Origin of the sequence: Pseudomonas sp. JR33AA, from assembly GCF_021378985.1 — a bacterium.
Lineage (GTDB): Bacteria > Pseudomonadota > Gammaproteobacteria > Pseudomonadales > Pseudomonadaceae > Aquipseudomonas > Aquipseudomonas alloputida.
Genome location: NZ_JAJSAW010000005.1, coordinates 239,079 through 259,448, shown reverse-complemented (window position 1 = coordinate 259,448; position 20,370 = coordinate 239,079). Strand labels below are relative to the sequence as shown.

At 64.3% G+C, this 20,370-nt stretch carries 17 protein-coding genes; 6 read left to right on the top strand and 11 right to left on the bottom strand.

Going from position 1 to position 20,370, the window contains the following annotated elements:
* Positions 1–6 precede the first annotated feature (6 nt).
* Positions 7–1,002, bottom strand: a complete 996-nt coding sequence (locus LVS58_RS11130; RefSeq protein WP_233691106.1) for an alpha/beta fold hydrolase — start codon at positions 1,000–1,002, stop codon at positions 7–9.
* Between the two features lie 195 nt (positions 1,003–1,197).
* Between LVS58_RS11130 and metR the strand changes: the two genes are divergently transcribed.
* On the top strand, positions 1,198–2,115 hold the full coding sequence (gene metR / locus LVS58_RS11125) for a transcriptional regulator MetR (RefSeq protein ID WP_003254981.1): 918 nt from the start codon (positions 1,198–1,200) through the stop codon (positions 2,113–2,115).
* Here metR and LVS58_RS11120 read toward each other — a convergent pair.
* A complete protein-coding gene (locus tag LVS58_RS11120; protein WP_233691105.1) occupies positions 2,099–2,512 on the bottom strand; it encodes an NUDIX hydrolase in 414 nt (137 codons plus the stop codon). The genes metR and LVS58_RS11120 overlap by 17 nt on opposite strands.
* Positions 2,513–2,648: 136 nt before the next feature.
* Between LVS58_RS11120 and LVS58_RS11115 the strand changes: the two genes are divergently transcribed.
* Positions 2,649–6,929: a DEAD/DEAH box helicase gene (locus LVS58_RS11115; RefSeq protein WP_233691104.1), complete on the top strand. Its 4,281-nt coding sequence runs from the start codon at positions 2,649–2,651 to the stop codon at positions 6,927–6,929.
* A 215-nt stretch (positions 6,930–7,144) separates the two neighbouring features.
* Positions 7,145–8,764 carry an FMN-binding glutamate synthase family protein gene (locus tag LVS58_RS11110; protein ID WP_021781950.1) on the top strand — a complete coding sequence of 540 codons (1,620 nt, stop codon included), beginning with the start codon at positions 7,145–7,147 and terminating at the stop codon, positions 8,762–8,764.
* Positions 8,765–8,800: 36 nt separating this feature from the next.
* On the opposite strand, the gene LVS58_RS11105 is transcribed toward LVS58_RS11110, so the two are convergent.
* The gene (locus tag LVS58_RS11105; protein WP_233691103.1) at positions 8,801–10,219 is read right to left on the bottom strand and encodes an amino acid permease; all 1,419 of its coding nucleotides are present in this window, start codon (positions 10,217–10,219) and stop codon (positions 8,801–8,803) included.
* Positions 10,220–10,607: 388 nt separating this feature from the next.
* On the opposite strand from LVS58_RS11105, the gene LVS58_RS11100 reads away from it, so the two are divergent.
* The 3 genes from LVS58_RS11100 to LVS58_RS11090 all read left to right on the top strand — a co-directional run bounded on the left by LVS58_RS11100 (position 10,608) and on the right by LVS58_RS11090 (position 15,146).
* On the top strand, positions 10,608–13,757 hold the full coding sequence (locus tag LVS58_RS11100) for a transglycosylase domain-containing protein (protein WP_233691102.1): 3,150 nt from the start codon (positions 10,608–10,610) through the stop codon (positions 13,755–13,757).
* An 89-nt stretch (positions 13,758–13,846) separates the two neighbouring features.
* Entirely contained in the window at positions 13,847–14,392 is a 546-nt protein-coding gene (locus tag LVS58_RS11095; protein WP_233691101.1) for a PadR family transcriptional regulator, read from the top strand.
* On the top strand, positions 14,385–15,146 hold the full coding sequence (locus LVS58_RS11090; RefSeq protein WP_233691100.1) for a siderophore-interacting protein: 762 nt from the start codon (positions 14,385–14,387) through the stop codon (positions 15,144–15,146). Before LVS58_RS11095 ends, LVS58_RS11090 begins: the two co-directional genes overlap by 8 nt.
* A 68-nt stretch (positions 15,147–15,214) precedes the next feature.
* Here the strand turns inward: LVS58_RS11090 and LVS58_RS11085 are convergent, their stop codons facing one another.
* The 8 genes from LVS58_RS11085 to gspF are packed head-to-tail and all read right to left on the bottom strand — an operon-like array spanning position 15,215 to position 20,370.
* On the bottom strand, positions 15,215–15,877 hold the full coding sequence (locus LVS58_RS11085; protein ID WP_233691099.1) for a type II secretion system protein N: 663 nt from the start codon (positions 15,875–15,877) through the stop codon (positions 15,215–15,217).
* Complete coding sequence (gene gspM / locus LVS58_RS11080) at positions 15,874–16,260, bottom strand: type II secretion system protein GspM (RefSeq protein WP_233691098.1); 387 nt, start codon at positions 16,258–16,260, stop codon at positions 15,874–15,876. The genes LVS58_RS11085 and gspM overlap by 4 nt, the downstream gene beginning before the upstream one ends.
* Complete coding sequence (locus LVS58_RS11075) at positions 16,257–17,333, bottom strand: type II secretion system protein GspL (protein ID WP_233691097.1); 1,077 nt, start codon at positions 17,331–17,333, stop codon at positions 16,257–16,259. The genes gspM and LVS58_RS11075 overlap by 4 nt, the downstream gene beginning before the upstream one ends.
* Positions 17,330–17,920, bottom strand: coding sequence for a type II secretion system protein (locus LVS58_RS11070; protein WP_233691096.1), 591 nt, complete (start codon positions 17,918–17,920; stop codon positions 17,330–17,332). Before LVS58_RS11070 ends, LVS58_RS11075 begins: the two co-directional genes overlap by 4 nt.
* Positions 17,917–18,285 (bottom strand): type II secretion system protein GspI, encoded by a 369-nt coding sequence (locus tag LVS58_RS11065; RefSeq protein WP_233691095.1) that lies wholly within the window; start codon positions 18,283–18,285, stop codon positions 17,917–17,919. Before LVS58_RS11065 ends, LVS58_RS11070 begins: the two co-directional genes overlap by 4 nt.
* On the bottom strand, positions 18,282–18,713 hold the full coding sequence (gene gspH, locus LVS58_RS11060; RefSeq protein ID WP_233691094.1) for a type II secretion system minor pseudopilin GspH: 432 nt from the start codon (positions 18,711–18,713) through the stop codon (positions 18,282–18,284). The genes LVS58_RS11065 and gspH overlap by 4 nt, the downstream gene beginning before the upstream one ends.
* 2 nt (positions 18,714–18,715) lie before the next feature.
* Complete coding sequence (gene gspG, locus LVS58_RS11055) at positions 18,716–19,150, bottom strand: type II secretion system major pseudopilin GspG (protein WP_233691093.1); 435 nt, start codon at positions 19,148–19,150, stop codon at positions 18,716–18,718.
* Between the two features lie 17 nt (positions 19,151–19,167).
* Positions 19,168–20,370, bottom strand: coding sequence for a type II secretion system inner membrane protein GspF (gene gspF / locus LVS58_RS11050; RefSeq protein WP_233691092.1), 1,203 nt, complete (start codon positions 20,368–20,370; stop codon positions 19,168–19,170).

Sequence of the window (20,370 nt, the reverse complement as noted above, 5' to 3'; positions counted from 1 at the left end):
GCAGATTCAGAGCCCTGCAATGTGCGTGACTGCTTGCCTGTGCGCCTGCAAATAAGGCAACACCGCACCCAGCAACGGCGCCTTGAACGGTTCCTGGAAACGGTGCGCCAGCCCCGGGATCAAGCGCAACTGGCTGCCCTGGATATGCGCCGCCAGGTGCACGCCATGCATCACCGGCAGTAACGGATCAGCGGTGCCGTGTACCACCAGGGTCGGCACTCGCAACTGGTTGAGCAACGCGACGCGGCTCGGCTCGGCCAGTATCGCCATGATCTGGCGCTTGGCCCCGTCAGGGTTGAACGCCCGGTCGTAGGCCTGCGCCGCCTGGTGTAGCAACACTTCACGGTCGTCTCGTACCTCAGGGCTGCCCAGGGCCGCCAGCAGGTCGGCCTGCTGCTCGATAGCCACTTCACGGTTCGGTGCGCTGCGCCGGGCCAGCAACTGCACCAACGCCGGGGCCGGCGCCGGCAGCCCCGCTGCCCCTGAACTGGACATGATCAGCGTCAGGCTGCGCACACGCTCAGGCGCCATCGCCGCCAGGTGCTGGGCAATCATGCCACCCATGCTCACCCCCAATACATGAAACTGGCGCACGCCCAACGCGTCCATCAGGCGCAAGCCGTCATCTGCCATATCAGTCAGCGTATAGGGCGCCGACACGGGCAGGCCCAGCTTGTAACGCAACAGTTCGAGCGTCAGGTTGGCGTGCGGTGGCACCTGGTTCCAACGTGATAGGCCGACATCGCGGTTGTCATAGCGGACCACCCGAAAACCTTGGCGGCACAATGCCTCGACCACGTCGTCCGGCCAATGAATCAGCTGCCCGCCCAAGCCCATGACCAGCAGCAAAGCCGGGTCGCGGGGTGCACCGACGCTCTGGTACACCAGGCTGACGCCACCGAGTTCGGCACGCTGCACAGGCACCTGGGCGTCACAGCGCTGTTCGGCAAAACTCGCCGGTACGCTGAACAGGAAGAAAAGACAAAGCCAAAAAGCCCGCATGAAAGAAACACCAGAATGCAGATCCCCAGTAGAGCGCGAGTCTGATGAATTCTGTTCGGGCGCGCTGCCACAGTTCGGTGACAGTTTCATGACTCCCGCCAGGCGGTACGACGATCGCCCAGTCGACAGATGTCGCATCATGAGGGAAACTCAACTTATTTCCTGTTTCTTCAATTCCACACCCCGGAGTCATCTGTGCTGGAGATCCGTCACCTGAAAACCCTTCATGCCCTGCGCGAAGCCGACAGCCTGGTGGAGGCTGCCGAACGCCTGCACCTGACCCAGTCGGCGTTGTCGCACCAGTTCAAGGAGCTGGAAGAGCGCCTGGGCCTGCCGATTTTCGTGCGCAAGACCAAGCCGATCCGCTTCACCAGCGCCGGGCTGCGTCTGCTGCAACTGGCTGATGCCACCCTGCCGTTGCTGCGCAGTGCCGAACGCGACATCGCGCGCCTGGCCGGAGGCACAGCCGGACGCCTGCACATGGCTATCGAATGCCACAGCTGCTTCCAGTGGCTGATGCCAACCATCGACCAGTTCCGTGATGCCTGGCCGGAAGTGGAACTGGACCTGGCCTCAGGGTTTGCCTTCGCCCCGCTACCGGCCCTTGCCCGCGGCGACCTGGACCTGGTGGTGACCTCCGACCCGGTGGACCTGGCAGGAATCACTTATGTGCCGCTGTTCACCTACGAGGCGATGCTGGCAGTGGCCAACCAGCACCCGTTGGCCAGCAAGCCTTACATCGTGCCGCAAGACTTGCTCGACCAGACGCTGATCACCTACCCGGTGGAGCGCGATCGCCTGGACATCTTCACCCGCTTCCTGGAGCCGGCCGATATCGAGCCAGCCGCCGTGCGTACCTCGGAGCTGACGGTGATGATGATGCAGTTGGTAGCCAGCGGCCGTGGCGTATGCGGCATGCCGCATTGGGCGCTGCACGAGTACAGCTCGCGCGGCTATGTGAAGGGCAAACGCCTGGGCGAAAAAGGCCTGTTTGCCACGCTTTATGCCGCCGTACGCACCGACATGCTCGATGCCCCGTACATGCGCGACTTTTTGCTGACGGCCAAGGACACCTCGTTCGCCACCCTCGACGGTGTCAGCGCGGTGCGTTGAGCGCCTGGCGGTACAGCGGCAGGATCAAGTCGCGGGTCAGGGGTGCCAGTTGCACGACGGGTGCCTGATCTGCAGCCAGCCAGAGCACCTCCTCGATCTCTGCGGCCGGGACCACGGCTGCGGCGCTGTCGACACGGAACAGTTCAGCTTGCACTTCGAAGCCTGGCTCGTTGGCGGCGGGGGCACTGAACTGGCCCAGGTGCATGGCCTGAGCCGGGTCGATGCGCAGGCCCAGTTCCTCCTGCAACTCGCGCACCAGCGCCTGTACCGGCGTTTCACCGGCGTCGATCTTGCCGCCTGGCTGCATGAAGGCCTCGGTGCCACGCTTGCGCACCAGCAGCGTGCGGCCCTGAGGATCGATCAGCAAGGCGGCGGCGATGCGGATGATGTTGGGCATGAAGTGGGCTCCCTGAATAAAATGACCCGCGAGGATCCCATGGGGGCATTGGCCTGACAAGGCCGGTCATTGCTGTGTCGCCCTGACAGACGAGCGGCCCCTTGCCAACCTGCTGCACACCCTCCATAAACAACACATGAACCTGCCCGCCAAACACCACCGGGTGCTCGAGCTGTTCCACCCTGCCGTCAGCACCTGGTTCCGCCGCCACTTCGCCACGGTTACCGATGCCCAGGCACAGGCCTGGCCGTTGATCCACGCCGGGCAATCCATGCTGCTGGCCGCGCCGACCGGCTCAGGCAAGACCCTGAGCGCATTTCTGGCCGTGCTTGATGAGCTGCTGCGTGAAGGCATGAAGCACCAGGGCGAACTGCCCGCACAGACCCTGGTGGTCTACGTTTCACCTCTGAAGGCCCTGTCCAATGACATTCGTCTGAACCTGCAGGCCCCGCTCGAAGGCATCAGCCAAGCCATTGCAGAGCAAGGCCTGAACGCCCCACGCATCACCACGGCGGTCCGCACCGGCGATACACCGCAGAAGGAACGCGCCGCCATGCGCAAGCTGGCCCCGCACATTCTGGTGACGACCCCCGAATCGCTTTACGTGCTGATGGGCTCGGCGTCCGGCCGTGAAGGCCTGGCCCATGTGCACACGGTAATCGTCGATGAAATCCATGCCTTGGCCGGTAACAAGCGTGGCGCCCATCTGGCCCTGACCCTGGAACGCCTGCAAGCCTTGTGCAACAAGCCACTGCGGCGTATCGGCCTGTCCGCTACACAACGCCCGGTCGAACGGGTGGCACAGTTTCTGGTGGGCAGCGGGCGCCCCTGTGCCATTGTCGATATCGGCCATGCCCGCAAGCGTGACCTGGCCATCGAAGTGCCGCCGGTACCGCTGGGGGCGGTGATGGCCACTGATGTCTGGGGCCTGGTGTATGACCGCTTGGCCACCCTTGCCCGTGAACACCGCACCACGCTGGTTTTCGTCAACACCCGGCGTCTGGCCGAACGTATCACCCGCCACCTCAGCGACCGGCTGGGCAAGGAGGCGGTTGCCGCGCACCATGGCAGCCTGTCCAAGGCGCTGCGCCTGGACGCAGAGCAGCGGCTCAAGAGCGGCCAGCTCCAGGTGCTGGTAGCGACCGCTTCGCTGGAGCTTGGCATTGATATCGGCGATATCGACCTGGTCTGCCAGATCGCCTCGCCGGGCTCGATTGCCGCCTTTCTGCAACGGGTTGGCCGCGCTGGACACCAGGTCGATGGTGTGCCCAAGGGGCGCCTGTTCGCCACCTCACGCGATGACCTGATCGAATGCGTTGCCCTGCTTGACTGCGTTCGACAGGGCGAACTGGACGCACTGCACATCCCCCGGGCACCGCTGGATGTGCTGGCCCAGCAGATCGTCGCAGAAGCCAGCAACCAGGCCTGGCACGAACAGGATCTGCTGGATTGCCTGCGCCAGGCCACACCTTATGCCGAGCTTGACCAGCACCATTACCAGGCCCTGCTGCGCATGCTCGCCGAGGGCTACAACGGCCGCCAGGGTGTGCGCAGTGCCTACTTGCACCGTGACGCAGTGAGCGGCACGCTGCGTGGCCGACGTGGCAGCCAACTGACTGCGCTGACCAGCGGCGGCACTATCCCCGACAACGCCGACTACGCCGTGGTGCTGGAACCGCAGGCGCTGAACATCGGCAGCGTCAATGAAGACTTTGCCGTGGAAAGCATTGCCGGCGATATTTTCCAGCTGGGCAATGCCTCCTATCGCATTCTGCGCGTCGAGCCGGGCCGCGTGCGGGTAGAGGATGCTCATGGCCTGCCTCCGACCATTCCGTTCTGGCTGGGTGAAGCGCCGGGGCGCAGTGACGAGCTGTCGGCCGCCGTGGCCCGGCTGCAGGCACGAATCGACCAGCAACTGGCGCAGGCAGGCGGTGACACGGTCGAGGTGCTGGCCTGGTTGCAGGCAACCTTCGAACTGGACGAGGCCTGTGCGGGCCAGTTGCTCGACTACCTGGCCCGCACCCGTGAAGTGCTTGGCGCCCTGCCCTCGCAGGAAACGCTGGTGATGGAACGTTTTTTCGATGAGTCCGGCGGGACGCAACTGATCATTCACTCTCCCTACGGTAGCCGCATCAACCGCGCCTGGGGCCTGGCCCTGCGCAAGCGCTTCTGCCGCACCTTCAACTTCGAGCTGCAAGCTGCCGCCAGCGAGGACGCCATTGTGCTGTCACTGTCGACCAGCCACAGTTTCGAGCTGGACGAAGTGTGGCGTTACCTGAACAGCCGCAGCGCCGAGCCGATTCTCATCCAGGCCCTGCTCGATGCACCGCTGTTTGGCGTGCGCTGGCGCTGGAATGCCGGCGTGGCCATGGCACTGCCGCGCTTTGTGGGGGGACGCAAGGTGGCGCCACAAATCCAGCGCATGAAGAGTGAGGACCTGGTTGCCGCCGTGTTCCCCGACCAGATCGCCTGCCTGGAGAACATCGTCGGCGAGCGGCAGATTCCCGACCACCCGCTGGTCGAGCAAACCCTCGACGACTGCCTGCACGAGGCGATGGACAGCGAAGGCTGGCTGGCTCTGCTGCGGCGCATGGAAAGCGGTGCAGTGCGCTTGCTGTGCCGCGACTTGCCCGCCCCCTCGCCGCTGGCTTCAGCGATTCTCAACGCACGGCCTTATGCCTTTCTGGACGATGCGCCACTGGAAGAACGACGTACCCAGGCGGTACTCAACCGGCGCTGGAAGGACGTGCACAGTAGCGATGACCTGGGTGCGCTGGACGCTGATGCCATTGCTGCCGTCGCGGCCGAGGCCTGGCCACAGCCGGCCAATTCCGACGAAATGCACGAAGCATTGATGAGCCTGGGCGCCATCGGTCAGGCCGAGGTAGATGCCAACCCTGGCTGGGATTTGCTGCTAAGGCAGCTGGCCAAGGCCGGGCGTGCCTTGCGCCTGCCCGATGCCAAGCTCTGGTTGGCCCGCGAACGCCTGAGCCTGCTGCTGGCGCTGTACCCCACAGCGCACAGGGAGCCAGCGCTCGAACGGCTCGCTGGCTTCGACCAGCCCATCGAGCCCGACAACGCACTGAGCGAACTGCTGCGTGCCCGCCTGAGCGGCCATGGCCCGCAGACCCTGGCGCAGATCGCTGCGCTATTGGGCAAACCGGCCATCGATATCGAGCAGGCTCTGGCCCGCCTGGAAGCCGAAGGCTATTTGCTGCGCGGGCATTTCAGCCCAGGTGCAACTGACCTGCAATGGTGCGAACGCCACTTGCTGGCGCGCATCCACCGCTACACGGTCAAACGCCTGCGCCGCGAGATAGAACCGGTCAGCCTGCAAGACTTCATGCGCTTTCTGTTCGATTGGCAGCACCTGGCGCCTGACGAGCGCCTGCGTGGTCCGCAGGCGGTGGCCGAAGTGCTGGGCCAGTTACAAGGGTTCCCCAGCGCCGCAGCGGCCTGGGAGGCGGAACTGCTGCCGGCGCGTATCAAAGACTACAGCCCGCACTGGCTCGACGAAGCCTGCCGCAGCGGCCAGTTTGCCTGGAGCCGGCTGGCGGCAACAGTGGCGAGCAGCACGTTGACCAGTACCCCACTGGTGCTGCTGCCGCGTGACCAGTTGAACACGTGGCGCAGCCTGGCGCCGGCACCTGCTATCGACGCCCTTGGCCTACGTGCACAGCGTGTGCACGAAGCGCTGAAAACCCAGGGTGCGCTGTTCTTCGATGAACTGGCACATGAGGCACACCTGCTGCCCAGTGAACTGGAAACTGCACTGCAGGAGCTGGTGGGCTCGGGCCTGGCCGGAGCGGACAGCTTCACTGGCTTGCGCAGCCTGATCACGCCTGCAACCAAGCGCAGCTCACGTAACAGCCGCCGAGGTCACCCGCCGCTTTCCAGCAGCATGGCGCATGCCGGACGTTGGGCCCTGCTGCGCCGCAGCGATGCGCCACCGGATCACGACCAGCGCCTGGAGCACATTGCCCGCACGCTGCTGCGCCGCTATGGCGTGATCTGCTGGCGGCTGTTGGCGCGCGAGAGTGATGTACTGCCGCCCTGGCGTGAGCTGCTGCGCTGCTATCACCGATTGGAAGCGCGTGGCGAAATCCGGGGCGGGCGCTTCATTGCCGGGCTGGCCGGTGAACAGTTCGCCTTGCCCGAGGCGGTAGTATTGTTGCGGCAAGTGAGACGACGTGAACCGGACGGCACACTGCAGGTGGTGAGCGCCGGTGACCCGCTGAACCTGATCGGCTCGTTGCTGCCCGGAGCGAAAGTGCCGGCAGTGATTGGCAACCGACTTCTGTATCGCGACGGGGTACCGGTGGCGGTGCGGATGGCCGGGCGTTACGCGTATCTGGTCGAGGCGTGCGCACAGGAGCAGGAAAGCTGGCGGCAGAAACTGCTGCGCGCCCCCCTGTAGGAGCGGGTTCACCCGCGAATACGGTAGCGGCAGCAAAGGTGCACGGCGGGTGGAAAATTGGCCAGCAGGGCCGGCCCTTTCGCGGGTGAACCCGCTCCCACGCTCGAGAATGATTTTCGCTACCCCGATTTAATTTTGCAGTGCCCGGCAACTTGGCTATGGTCGGGGTTTGCCCCCAGGCCCTGAGCCTGACCGCGCCATCGCAAGGACCCTGTATGAGCCTGTCACTTCTCAGTCGTTATGCCTTCTTCGCCGCCTGTGTGCTGTTCACCCTGGCGAGCCTCCCCTTCAGCCACCACGAATGGTTGTGGCCGTTCACCCTGACCACAGGCATCCTCAGCCTGGTCGGCCTGTTCGACCTGCTGCAGCAGCGCCACGCCGTACGCCGCAACTACCCGGTTCTTGGCAATATCCGCTATCTGGTCGAGGCCATTCGCCCGGAAATCCGCCAGTACCTGCTAGAGTCCGACAGCGATGCCCTGCCCTTCTCTCGCGCTCAGCGCTCGCTAGTGTATGCCCGGGCGAAGAACGAGGCCTCGGACAAACCTTTCGGCACCCTGATCGACGTATATGAATCCGGTTTTGAATTCATCGGCCACTCCATGCGCCCGGCTCCGCTGGCCGACCCGGCCAGCTTCCGCGTCATCGTCGGTGGGCCGCAGTGCAGCCAGCCGTATTCCGCGTCGATCTTCAACATTTCGGCCATGAGTTTCGGCTCGCTCAGCGCCAACGCCATCCGTGCGCTCAACCAGGGCGCCAAGCTGGGCAATTTCCACCATGACACCGGCGAGGGAAGCATCAGCCCCTACCATCGCGAGCACGGTGGTGACCTGGTGTGGGAACTGGGCAGCGGCTACTTCGGGTGCCGCACGCCAGATGGGCGCTTCGATCCCGAACGCTTCGCCGCCCAGGCGCGCAGCCCTCAGGTGCGCATGATCGAGATCAAGATGAGCCAGGGTGCCAAGCCTGGCCATGGCGGCATATTGCCCAAACACAAGGTCACCCAGGAAATTGCCGAAACCCGTGGCGTGCTGATGGGCGAGGATTGCATCTCGCCGTCGCGCCACAGCGCCTTCTCGACACCGATCGAAATGATGCAGTTCATCGCCCAGTTGCGTGAGCTGTCCGGCGGCAAGCCAGTGGGGTTCAAGTTCTGCCTGGGCCACCCGTGGGAATTCATGGGCATCGCCAAGGCCATGCTGGAAACCGGCATCCTGCCCGACTTCATCGTCGTCGATGGCAAGGAAGGCGGCACCGGCGCAGCGCCCGTGGAGTTCACCGACCATATCGGCGTGCCACTGCGTGAAGGCCTGCTGTTCGTGCACAACACCCTGGTCGGCCTGAACCTGCGCGACAAGATCAAGCTGGGCGCCAGCGGCAAGATTGTCAGCGCCTTCGACATCGCCAGCGTGCTGGCCATTGGCGCCGACTGGGCCAACTCGGCACGCGGCTTCATGTTCGCCATCGGCTGCATCCAGTCGCAAAGCTGCCACACCAACAAGTGCCCAACCGGCGTGGCCACGCAAGATCCGCTTCGCCAGCGTGCGCTGGTGGTGCCCGACAAAGCCCAGCGGGTACTGAACTTCCATCACAACACGTTGCGTGCCTTGGCAGAAATGCTGGCGGCGGCCGGCCTGGAGCATCCGGCACAACTGGAGGCCAAGCACTTGGTACGGCGCATTTCAGCCACCGAAATCAAGCTGTTCTCGCAGATGCATGTGTTCTTGAAGCCAGGAGAGCTGCTGACCGGCGAGGTGAACGGACAGTTCTATTCGCGGATGTGGCAACTGGCGCGAGCGGACAGTTTCGAGCCGCACAGCGAAGTGGCGGCCTGAGAGAACGCTGGGGCCGCAACGCGGCCCCACGTCAGGTCAGGAGGCTGTACTGGCCACACCTTGAGCGTCTTTCGGCGCCAGGCGGAAGGTGTAATACAGCACCGTCAGCAGCACCAGGAACGCCGGGCCGATGTACAGGGCCACACGCGTATCCTCGAAGTACGCCATCAGCCCCACCACCAGCACCAGGAAGGCCAGTGCCAGATACGAGCTCAGCGGCCACAGCCACATACGGTACTTCAGTGCCTTGCGCTCGGCAGCGGTAAGGCCGGCACGGAACTTCAGCTGTGCCAGCAAGATCATCACCCAGGTCCAGATCGCACCGAAGGTGGCGATCGAGGTCACCCAGACGAAGACCTTTTCTGGCACCAGGTAGTTGGCCAGCACGCCCAACAGCAACGCGCCGATCGACAACAGCAGCGCATTGCGTGGCACGCCGTTCTTCGAGGTGCGGGCGAAGGCCGCCGGCGCCTGGCCGTTCTGTGCCAGGCTATAGAGCATGCGCCCGGTGCTGAAGATGCCGCCGTTGCACGACGACAGCGCCGCAGTGATGACCACGAAGTTGATGATGCCGGCGGCGGTCTTGATGCCGAGGCGCTCGAAGGTCATGACGAACGGGCTGCCCTGGCTACCGATTTCGTTCCACGGGTAAATCGACAGGATCACGAACAACGCGCCGACGTAGAACAGCAGGATGCGCCAGAACACCGAGCCGATGGCCTGGGGAATGGTCTTTTGCGGGTTGCGTGCTTCACCGGCAGTAAGACCGATCATTTCCACGCCCAGATAGGCGAACATCACCATCTGCAGCGACATCAGCACGCCAGTCACGCCATTGGGCATGAAGCCGCCGTTGCTCCACAGGTTGGAGATCCCGACAGCCACACCGTCATTGCCAAAACCGAAGGCAATGATGCCAATGCCGCCAAGCACCATGGCGATGATGGTGACGATCTTGATCAGCGCGAACCAGAACTCGAACTCACCAAAAGCCTTCACCGCCACCAGGTTGACCGCGCCCATGCTGCCCAACGCCGCCAGGGCCCAGATCCAGCGTGGTACGTCGGGGAACCAGATGCCCATGTAGATGGCCACTGCGGTGATTTCGGCAACACAGGTCACCAGCCACAGGAACCAGTAGTTCCAGCCGGTCAGGAAGCCCGCCAATGGGCCGAGGTAATCCTGGGCATAACGGCTGAAAGAGCCGGCGACAGGGTTGTGCACGGCCATTTCACCCAGCGCGCGCATGATCACCAGGATGGCCAGGCCACCGATGATGTAGGACAACATGATGGCCGGGCCGGCCATTTCGATCGCCTTGGCCGAACCGAGGAAAAGACCGACACCGATACAGGCGCCCAGCGCCATCAGGCGGATGTGCCGTTCGCCAAGTTCACGCTTGAGCGGGCCGCCTTCTGTGGCTTGGCCATGGGCAGAGTGGTTGCCGACTGGCATAGCAATACAACCTCATTTTGTTATTGGATTTGACCTTCGTGCAGCCGCGACCATGCCGATAGGCGTGGCGTTGGCTTGCCAGGCTGGCCTTGTGGACCGGCCCATGTGCCGGGGTAGAGCGCCCGGCAAGGCGAAGGGGGCGAGCAGTATAGGAAGACCGCTGTAGGAGTTTTCACTGTATATAGGCAGAAATTTGGCTAGAACTCTGGGGCAGCTACGCGCCCCGAAATCGCCAAGGCACCCTAGCAACTTCGTCCGTTGAAGGAACCCACACCAAAGCCGCATAGCCACACACCACTTTCCTTCTTCTTACAAATTTTTCACCCTTTCCTCTCACCGTCTAAGCTTCAGACAAGCAAGACGAAAACACTTGGCCGGATAGAAGACTATGGGCGCACTGTGGCAATCGGAACCCAGCAGAACGGAAGCACCCGAGATACCTCAGGCCGAGACGCCACAACCCAAGTCCCCCCGTCAGCGTCGGCTATGGTGGCGGCTGATCATCCTCATCCTGCTGGTGGCACTGGTAGCCATCGGTGTTGCCGCGTATGACGAATTCCGTACCTCCGAACTGCAATCGCGCGAGTTCAGCAAACTGGCCGGTACACTGACCTATTCACTGCAACCCGGTCCCAGCGATGCCATCATCTACCCCGGTGATGGGCCGTTCGACAAACGCCTGGGCTACAGTGCCCTGGGTGAATTCCTGCCACGCCTGCTCAAGCGCGACTACGTCATCAGCGAACAGGTGAAGTTTTCACCTGCCTTGATGAACTACGTCGATCACGGGCTGTTCGCGCCTTATATCGAGAAAATCCAGGCTGGCCTGTCGATCACCGACTGCCGTGGCGACACGCTGTACCAGTACAACTACCCCCAGCACCTGTACCCGGACTTTGCAGCGATCCCTCCCGTGATGGTCAACAGCTTGCTGTTCATCGAAAACCGCGACCTGTTGGATACCCAGGACCCACGTAACAACCCGGCAGTGGACTGGCCACGCTTTGCCAAGGCCGCCTACAGCCAGATCGCCAAGTACCTGGCCCTGCCCGGCCAGTCTGCCGGCGGCAGCACCCTGGCCACACAGCTGGAGAAATATCGTCACTCACCCGACGGCCTGACGGTGTCGGGCGCGGAGAAAATCCGGCAGATGATTTCTGCCAGCGTGCGTGCCTACCAGGGCGGCCCCGACACCACCGAGGCACGCCAGCGCATCGTGCGTGACTACCTCAACAGCGTACCGCTGTCGGCTGTACCCGGGCATGGTGAGGTACATGGCATGGCCGAGGGCCTACGGGTGTGGTACGGCGCCGACTTCGACCAGGTCAACCAGGCCCTGAACGCCACCACCACCGACCCCGAGAGCATGGCCGCACGTGGCCTGGCCCTGCGCCAGGTGCTGTCGCTGATGATTGCCCAGCGCCGCCCCTCGCATTACTTGTCCAAGGGCCGGATCGAGCTGGCCGAACTCACCGATTCGCACATTCGGCTGCTTGCCGCCAACAAAGTAATCGATCAGCCGCTGGCCGATGCCGCGCTGGCCAGCAAGGCGGTGTACCGCGACTGGGTCGCGCAGCCGACCATCGTGCCGATCATCACCAACAAGGGCATCAGCCTGGCGCGCAACCGCCTGTCGGCCATGCTCAATCGCCCGCTGTACGACCTCGACCGCCTCGACCTGTCAGCCACCAGTACCCTGCAGGCCGACCTGCAACTGCAGGTCAGCCAGTACCTGAAAAACCTTGCCGACCCGGAGTTTGCCGCACAGATCGGCCTGATTGGCGAGCGGCTGCTCACTGCCAAGACCACCGACCAGGTGAGCTACAGCTTCACCTTGTTCGAGCGCACCGCAGATGGCTCGCGGGTACGGGTGCAGACCGACAGCACCAACCAGCCCTTCGACATCAACGAAGGCAGCAAGCTGGAGCTGGGCTCAACCGCCAAGCTGCGGGTATTGACCACCTACCTTGAAATTATCGCCGAGCTGCACGACAAGTACGCCGGCAAACCTGCCGCCGAGCTGAAGAAGGTCGAAGTGGCCGAACTCGACCGCATCACGCAATGGTCGCTGGAATGGCTGGTGCAAAACAGCAAGAACCAGAGCCTTGACGCCATGCTCGACGCCGCGCTCGAGCGCAAGTATTCGGCCAACACCGGCGAAGCGTTTTTCACCGGTGGCGGGATGCATGTGTTCAACAACTTCCGCAAGGAAGACAACAGCCGCAACCCGACCCTCAAGGATGCACTGCGTGAGTCGATCAACCTGCCATTCATCCGTCTGATGCGAGACCTGGTGCGCTACGTGACTTACCAGCAGCCGTACAATCGCGTGCCGCTGCTCAAGGACGATGCCGACCCACGCCGCCAGGAATATCTTGCACGCTTTGCCGACAAGGAAGGCACCAACTACCTGATGCGCTTCTGGAAGAAGTATCAGCGTAAAACCTCGCAACAACGCCTGGACACCTTCCTCGACAGCATGCGCGTGACCCCACAGCGGTTGGCGGCGGTACACCGCTACCTGTTCCCCGAGGCAAGCCAAGAAACCTTCAACGCGTTCGTGCGTGCCCACCTCAAGGGCGACAAGGCCGTGTTGGGCAAACTCACCGATGGCCGTCTGTCAGAGATGTACGCAGCCTACGGCCCCGGCAAGTACGACCTGCCCGACCAGGGTTACATCGCCAAGGTCCACCCGCTGGACCTGTGGCTGCTTGGCTACCTGCTGAAGAACCCAAGCTCGACACTGCCCGAGATGATCAACGCCAGTCGTTTCGAACGCCAGGAGGTATATGGCTGGCTGTTCAAGAGCCGCCACCAGGGCGCCCGTGACAGCCGCATCCGCACCATGGTCGAGATCGAAGCCTTCCTCGATATCCACCAGCGCTGGAAACGCGTGGGCTATCCATTCGACCACCTGGTGCCCTCATTGGCCACCGCCATCGGCAGCTCCGGCGACCGCCCCGCTGCCCTCTCCGAACTGGTCGGGATCATCCAGAACGACGGTGTTCGCCTGCCTACCCTGCGCATCGACACCCTGCACTTCGCAGCCAACACACCCTACGAGACCAAGTTGATCACAGACCCGGACCGGGGCGTGCGAATTCTGCCGGTCGAAGTGGCGCGTGCGCTCAAAGGCGCCATGTCACAAGTGGTCGATGCAGGCACCGCGCGGCGTATTTCCGGCAGCTTCAAGCTGCAGGACGGCACGCCACTGGTGATGGGCGGCAAGACCGGTACCGGCGACAACCGCATCGAGAGCTTCGGCGCCGGCGGCCGGCTGATCGGCTCGCGCTCGCTGAACCGCACCGCCACCTTCGTGTTCTTCCTCGGCGACAACCATTTCGGCACGCTGACCGCCTTCGTGCCGGGCCGTACGGCAGAAGCGTTCAAATTTACCTCGGCGCTGCCGGTACAGGTGCTCAAGGGCATGGCACCGATCCTCATGCCATACCTGCAGCCGGGCAATCCGAATGAGTGCAAGCCGCCGCAGGTTGCCCTGCATACTCCGCCAGCGGCAGGGAACATATCGACGCATTAGATGATAATCATCCGCATTGAAGGGCTTGTCTTTAGATATATCTTGAGTAATATCTTACGATATATCGCAAACGACGGAGCCCTATCCTTATGCGCGAACATCCCCCTCATGATCCCTTCGAGCGGCGCCCCGCCCGCGGTGAGCGCGGCCCGCGTGTCTTCGCCCCAGGTGACCTCAAGCTGCTGATGCTGGACTTGCTGGCCGAGCAGCCCGGCCACGGTTACGACCTGATCCGCCAGATCGAAAACCTGTTCGACGGCAGCTACAGCCCAAGCCCCGGGGTGATCTACCCCACGCTGAACTTCCTTGAAGAGGCCGAACTGATCAGCGGCCAGGTACAGGGCAGCAAACGCCTCTATGCCATCACCGATGCCGGCCGCAGCGCGCTGGCCGATCAGGCAGTAGCCCTGGATGGCGTGCGCATGCGCATCGAGGTCAGCAAACGCGCCCTGCGCGGCCACGACCGCCCGCCAGAGATTCATGAAGCGGTCGGCAACCTGCGCCATGCACTGCACATGCACAGCGGCCACTGGACAGCGGAAGAAATCGCACGCGTGCGTGACCTGCTCAACCATACCGCCAAGGCCATCGCCTCCGGGCCCACCGAACCTGTCAGGGAGACGCCCCATGAGTGACACCATTCACCGCGTAAACCACGAGATCCGCCAGCGCCGTCTGCAGGTGCTGCGGGTCACCGAGCTAACCCCGCGCATGCGCCGCATCACCTTGGGGGGTGCCGAGCTGCAAGGCTTTACCAGCGTGGGCAGCGACGACCATATCAAGCTGCTGTTTGCCGAAACGCCGGAGCAACAACAGGCCATCGAGGCCCGTAATCTGGGTAAGGACGGTGGCGCGCGGCCCACCATGCGCGAGTACACACCCCGGCGCATCGACCTGGTGGCCAATGAGCTGGACATCGACTTCGTGCTGCACGGCGACGGCCCTGCCTCTACCTGGGCCGCGCAAGCCACGCCTGGGCAAACCCTGGACATCGCCGGGCCACGGGCCTCGCTGGTGGTGCCGGACATTTTCGACAACTACCTGCTGATCGGGGATGAAACGGCCATCCCGGCAATCGGCCGTCGGCTGGAGGAATTGCCGGCGGGCCGCCAGGTGCTGGCAGTGATCCAGATCGAAGACGAGCACGAGCGCCAGCCGCTGCCAAGCAAGGCGCAGGTGGAAGTGATCTGGGTACGTCGCCAAGAGGAAGACGTGTTGGAGCGGGTGCGGAACCTGAGCTTGCCGCAAGGCCGGCTGTATGCCTGGGTGGCGCTGGAAAAAGCCCTGACTCGCCAGGCCAAGGCGTTGTTGCTGGAGAAAGGGGTGCCGGAAGATGCGCTAAAGGCTGCAGCCTACTGGCGGGCCAACGGGACTGCGGACGACGAGTGATCGTGATCGCCTGATTTGCCGTCCTCGCGGGCAAGTCCGCGCCTACAGCGGCCGCGACACGTTGTTGCTTACCAACGAAGGTCTCGCTGCCCCGCCAGGGCCTGCGGCCCGAGCCATTGGGCGCCGCGCAACAAGGGCGTCAACTGCGCTTCAGGCTGCAGCTGGAACACCACCTGCGCGCGACGCCCTGGCAGGTCGGCATCCACGGCCAGTTGATGTTGCCCTTGCTGCGCCAACTGCCCGCGCAGGTGCCAGCCACTGCGGCAATCCATTTCCAGCCAGCCGTGCCCAAGGCCTAGGGACCAAGGGTCGCTCAAGGCAAGGTCGGTTACGATCACGCGGCCTTCACTGGCCTGGCATTGGCGCCCTGCCCCTTGCATCTTCAACACACCCTGCCACTGGCCGGCCAGGCGGTAGTCCGTCGAGATCGTCACCAAAGCCCCCTTGGCTGCTGCCTCCAGCCGCCAATGCCAGGGCCAGCCTTCTGCACGCAACTGCCAGGCCTGGCCCTGGAACCCCACTTGCGCAGTTGCCTGCAGGCGCCAGGGCTGCACCGTCCAGCGCAACGGCCCAACCGGCCCCCATTGCTGTGCCTGCCCTTGCCACAGGCTTCCACCGACATCGCGTACCGGCAGGCCCAACGCACGCACCAACCAATTGGCCGGTAGCTCGATAAACAGCGTGAGCACGAATACCACGAGCACCCAGGCCATTGCTGCACTGCGGCTCATGGCTGCACCACCAGATCAAATCGCAAACCCTTGCCCTGGTGTTCCAGCCCCCATTGCAACGGCAGTGCGCCTTCTGCGCGCAGGCTCTGCACCCAGCCTGGCAGGCTGCGCTCATCGGCCACCTGCCCGCGCAGTTGCCAGGCCATCCCTTGCGTATTGACTTCGGTCAGTTCGACCCCACGGGCCTGGGCCGACTGACGTAGCCGTTCCAGGTTCAAACCGGGCCCGCCTTGCAGGCTGGCCGCCTGTTCGGCCAGCACACGCCATTGGCCAAGGACACGCCATTGCGCAACGCCTTCGCGCAGGGCCAGGAAGGCCAGCAGCAGGCCGATCAGTGCCCAGGCGAACGTGAAGCGATGACGCTGTAGCCAGTTCCGGTTCATGAGGCTGCTCCCAGGTCGAAGATCACTTGGCCATCTTGAACCTGCACTGTGGCGCCAGCGGCAGCCGCCATATCACGCCATGGCGGCGCAGTGCCCTCGCCCTCCAGGCGCAAGTGCCAACGCTGACCATCGAAGCGCACCGCCTGCAGGCGCAAGCCGGGGTTGTCGCGCAGCCAGGTCTGCAAGCGAGCCTGCAGGTCGTCTAGCTGACGCGTGTGCAGTTGCTGCTGCAGTACACGCTCGCGCAGGCGCTTGAGGGCCTGTGCCGCGTGTCGAGGGCTGGCCTGCTCGCCGGTCACGGCAATGACCTGGCTGCGCCAGAGTTGCGCCTGACGCCATTGCTGGCCCACCCACAGGCCACCCCAAACGGTGGTCAGCACCAGGCAAGCTGCCAGCAGCCGCTGCTGCTGCCGGGAGGCCACCGGCAACGCACGCACCTTGCGGGCGCGGTCGAACAGGCCGGGCAATGTGTCGAGCGGCGCAAATACGGTTGGCCAACTGCCGCTCAGCAACGCCTTGTGCAGCCCTGCCCAGGGGGGCTGCGGCACTCCACCCAAGGCATCAGGCCACGCCAGCCAGTGCTCCTGTCCGTCTTCGGCCAAACCTTTGTAGAAGGACAGGCCGGGGGTGCGTTGCCATTGCCAGGCGCCTCCTGGCTCGGGCGATGGCAGCAGCTGTAGCTCCGCCCAGCAACGCACCGGCAGCAAGCCCCATTCGGCACATTGGCCACGCCAGTCATCCAGCTGCTGACGCGCCACTACCACCAGACGCAGGTACCCAGGTTCACGGGCCAGGCAGGCACAGGCCACCTCATGCGGGGCCTGCAGCAAGCAGTCCTCAAGCAGCAAAGGCCACTCTTCACGCTTGAGCCCGGGCGGGGCCGGCACGCGAAAATGGCTGCACGCCTCGGCAGGCAGAACCAGCGCAACATGGGCCTGCGGGTTGACCGGTGGCTCGCCCTGCCCCTGGCTTTGCAAAATACCGCCCTGGACCAGCGCCCAGTGCCAGATAGCACCCGGGCGCAGCAACAGCCACGTCTGGGCCGGCGTACGCCGCCGCCATTCAAATTTCATGAGCGCCCCCATGGGAGGGCGAAGGTGCAGACATAGGGGGCTCCATCACGTAGCAGTTCCAGACGCACCCCACGGCCTGGGTGCACCGGTTGGTCAGAAGGCCAGGCAAGCCACCGGCCGCCCTGGTAGTACAGAACGTTCATGGCACTGACCTGGTCGAGTCGTTCGCGCTGTACCCACCGCGGGGCGACGGCGGCGTACAAGTCCGCCGAGCTTTCCAGCAGCAGGCGTTGCTCGCGGGCTTCGAACCGCAGGCGCTGGCGTTGCAGGCGCGAGCCACCTTCGGCTGCCGGCAGGCCGGTGCTGGCGATCCACAGCAACTGGTTGCTGGCGGGCTGCCAGTCCAGCCACCGGCTGGCCAGCGGCAGACGCTGGTCGTAGACACGGCGCAGCACCGGGCTGTCGAAACGCCGCTCCAGGGCCAGGCAAAAGTCCAGCACCGAGGTTTGTCGAGTGGTGTCCTGCAGGCGTTCGCGCACCTTCAGCCAGCCGTTGACCAGGGCGGCCAGCATGATGCCGAGCACGGCAGTCAGGGCCATAGCAACCATCAGTTCGATCAGGGTCAAGCCCGCCTGCCGGTGTTTCATGGGCGCTCCAGAAACACGGTGTACTGGCCCAGTGGCAGGCGTTGGTCGCGGTCAGCGAACAGTTGCAGTTCGCCACGGCGCAGGTCGCGCACGCCGGTGCGGCGCAGTTGCAGTTGCCAGTGGCACAGCTGGCCGCCCTGGCTCAGCGCCCCACCGACCTGGTTTTCGGCCGGCCAGTACTGCTCGACGGCAAAGCGGGCTTGCAGCTCACGCGCGCATAACAAGCCAAGACGGTGTTGTTGCAGGTTGTCCTGTACTGCCAGCCGCTGGCGCAGCACCTGGCTAGTGATCACCGCCAGCACGGCAGCGATCGCCAGGGCTACGGTCACCTCCAGCAGCGTGAAACCACGCTGTGCTTGCTTCATGGCACTACCCACATGCCATCGGTGGGGCTCCAGGCCCATTGCTGACTGCCATCGGCCCAGCGCCAGCGCACACTGCCCGCCTGCGCCCAGCCATGCGGCGTGAACAGCACGCGCGGTTGCGGGCTGGCCGACCAGTCCGGGTGCAAGCCCTTGGGCCAGTCGCCGAGCGGGACCGCTTCGACCACCCAGGCATTGCCCTCGCGGCGCACGAACTCCGGGCGTTGGCCATTCCAGCGCAGCCCGCGCAGTTGCCCCGCATGCCGAGCCAGCGCGGCCTGGCCGCGGACCTCGGCCGCCAACCGTTGCAGGGCTTGGTCGACACTGACCTGGCCGTTGCCAAGGCCGGCCACCACCAGCCCGGTCATCAGCCCGGCAATGGCCAGTACCACCAACAGTTCGATCAGGCTGAAGCCGCGCTGACGACGCACCGTTACAGCGCCCAGTTACCCAGGTCGGCATCCTGGCCTTCTCCACCCGGCAGGCCATCGGCACCCAGCGAGTACACATCGACCCGGCCGTGTTCCCCGGGCATGCGGTACTGGTACGGGGTGCCCCACGGGTCCTCCGGCAGACGACGCACATAGCCATCACTGCGCCAGGCCCGAGGAAGCGGCTCCTGAGCCGGCTTTTTCACCAGCGCGGCCAGGCCCTGTTCGCTGCTGGGGAAGCGCAGGTTGTCCAGCCGGTACATGTCCAGCGCCTGCTCCAAAGTGGCCAGGTCGGCCATCACCTTCTGCTTCATGGCCTTGTCCTGGTTGCCGAGCACGCTGGGCGCGACCACGGCGATCAGCAGGCCGATGATGAAGATCACCACCATGATCTCCATGAGGGTGAAGCCGCGTTGGCGGTTACGTCGATGCTGCATGGCAATACTCCTTGTCGTCACAATTGCAGGCCCTGGTTGAGTTGCATGATCGGCAACAGCACCGCCAGCACGATGAACAGCACCACGGCGCCCATCACCAGGATCATCAGGGGTTCAAACAGCGCCATGGCGGTATCGACCTGGCGGGCAAAGCCGCGCTCCTGGTCGTCGGCCACTCGCTCGAGCATGTCCGCCAGGGTGCCGCTGGCCTCGCCGCTGCCGACCATGTTCACCAGCAGCGGCGGGAATTGCTGGCTGGCATCCAGAGCACGGTGCAGGCTGGTGCCGCCCTGCACCTGTTGGCGCACCTGCTCCATGGCCAGGCGGATACGCCGGTTGCCGATGGTTTCGGTGGCCACTTGCAAGGCTTCGAGCAGGGCCACGCCACTGCCACAGAGAATCGCCAGGCTGCGCGCCAGGCGCGCGCTTTCCAGCACCTGTAGCAGGCCGCCAATACGCGGCAGGCGCAGCAGCAGTTGGTCGCGACGCAGGCACCAGTGCGGTTTGCGCAGCAGCCAGCCGCCCAGCCCCCCGAGCAACAGCGCGCCCCCTGACAACCAGGGCCCGGCGTGCACCAGCCCCTGGCTCAGGCCGATCAGCAACGAAGTGATCAGCGGCAGGCTTTGCCCGGCGTGGGCGAATTGCTCGGTGAGTTTGGGTACGACGAACGTCATCAGGCCAATCACCACTGCCAGCGATACACCCATCAGCACAGCGGGGTAGATCAGCGCTGTGCGGGCCTTGTGTTGCTGGCGTTGCACCTGCTCCAGGTGGTCGGCCAAGCGGGTCAGCACCTGGGCCAGGTGCCCGGAACGTTCGCCGGCCTCGACCAGCGCGCAGTAAAGGCCGGTGAACGGTGCCCCCTGCCGGGCCAGGCTGCGGGCCAGGCCCAGGCCTTCGGCCAGTGAGCCGCGCAAGGTCACCAGCACACTGTGCAAGGCAGGCTGACGCAGTTGCCGTTCAAGGGTGGCAAGGGCATCGACCAAGGGAATGCCGGCCCCGGTCAAGGTGGCCAACTGACGGGTCAGCTCACACAGCTGGGCGCGGCTCAGGCGCTGGCGTCGGGGTTGCCGGCTGCCGGCTTCATGGCGCTGCAACTGGCGGGCGAACAGGCCCTGCTCGCGCAGCAGCTGGCGGGCGTGGCGCTCACTGTCAGCCTGCAGGCTGGCCTTGTGCGATTTACCGGCGAGGTCAACGGCCTGGTAGCGATAGGTCGGCAT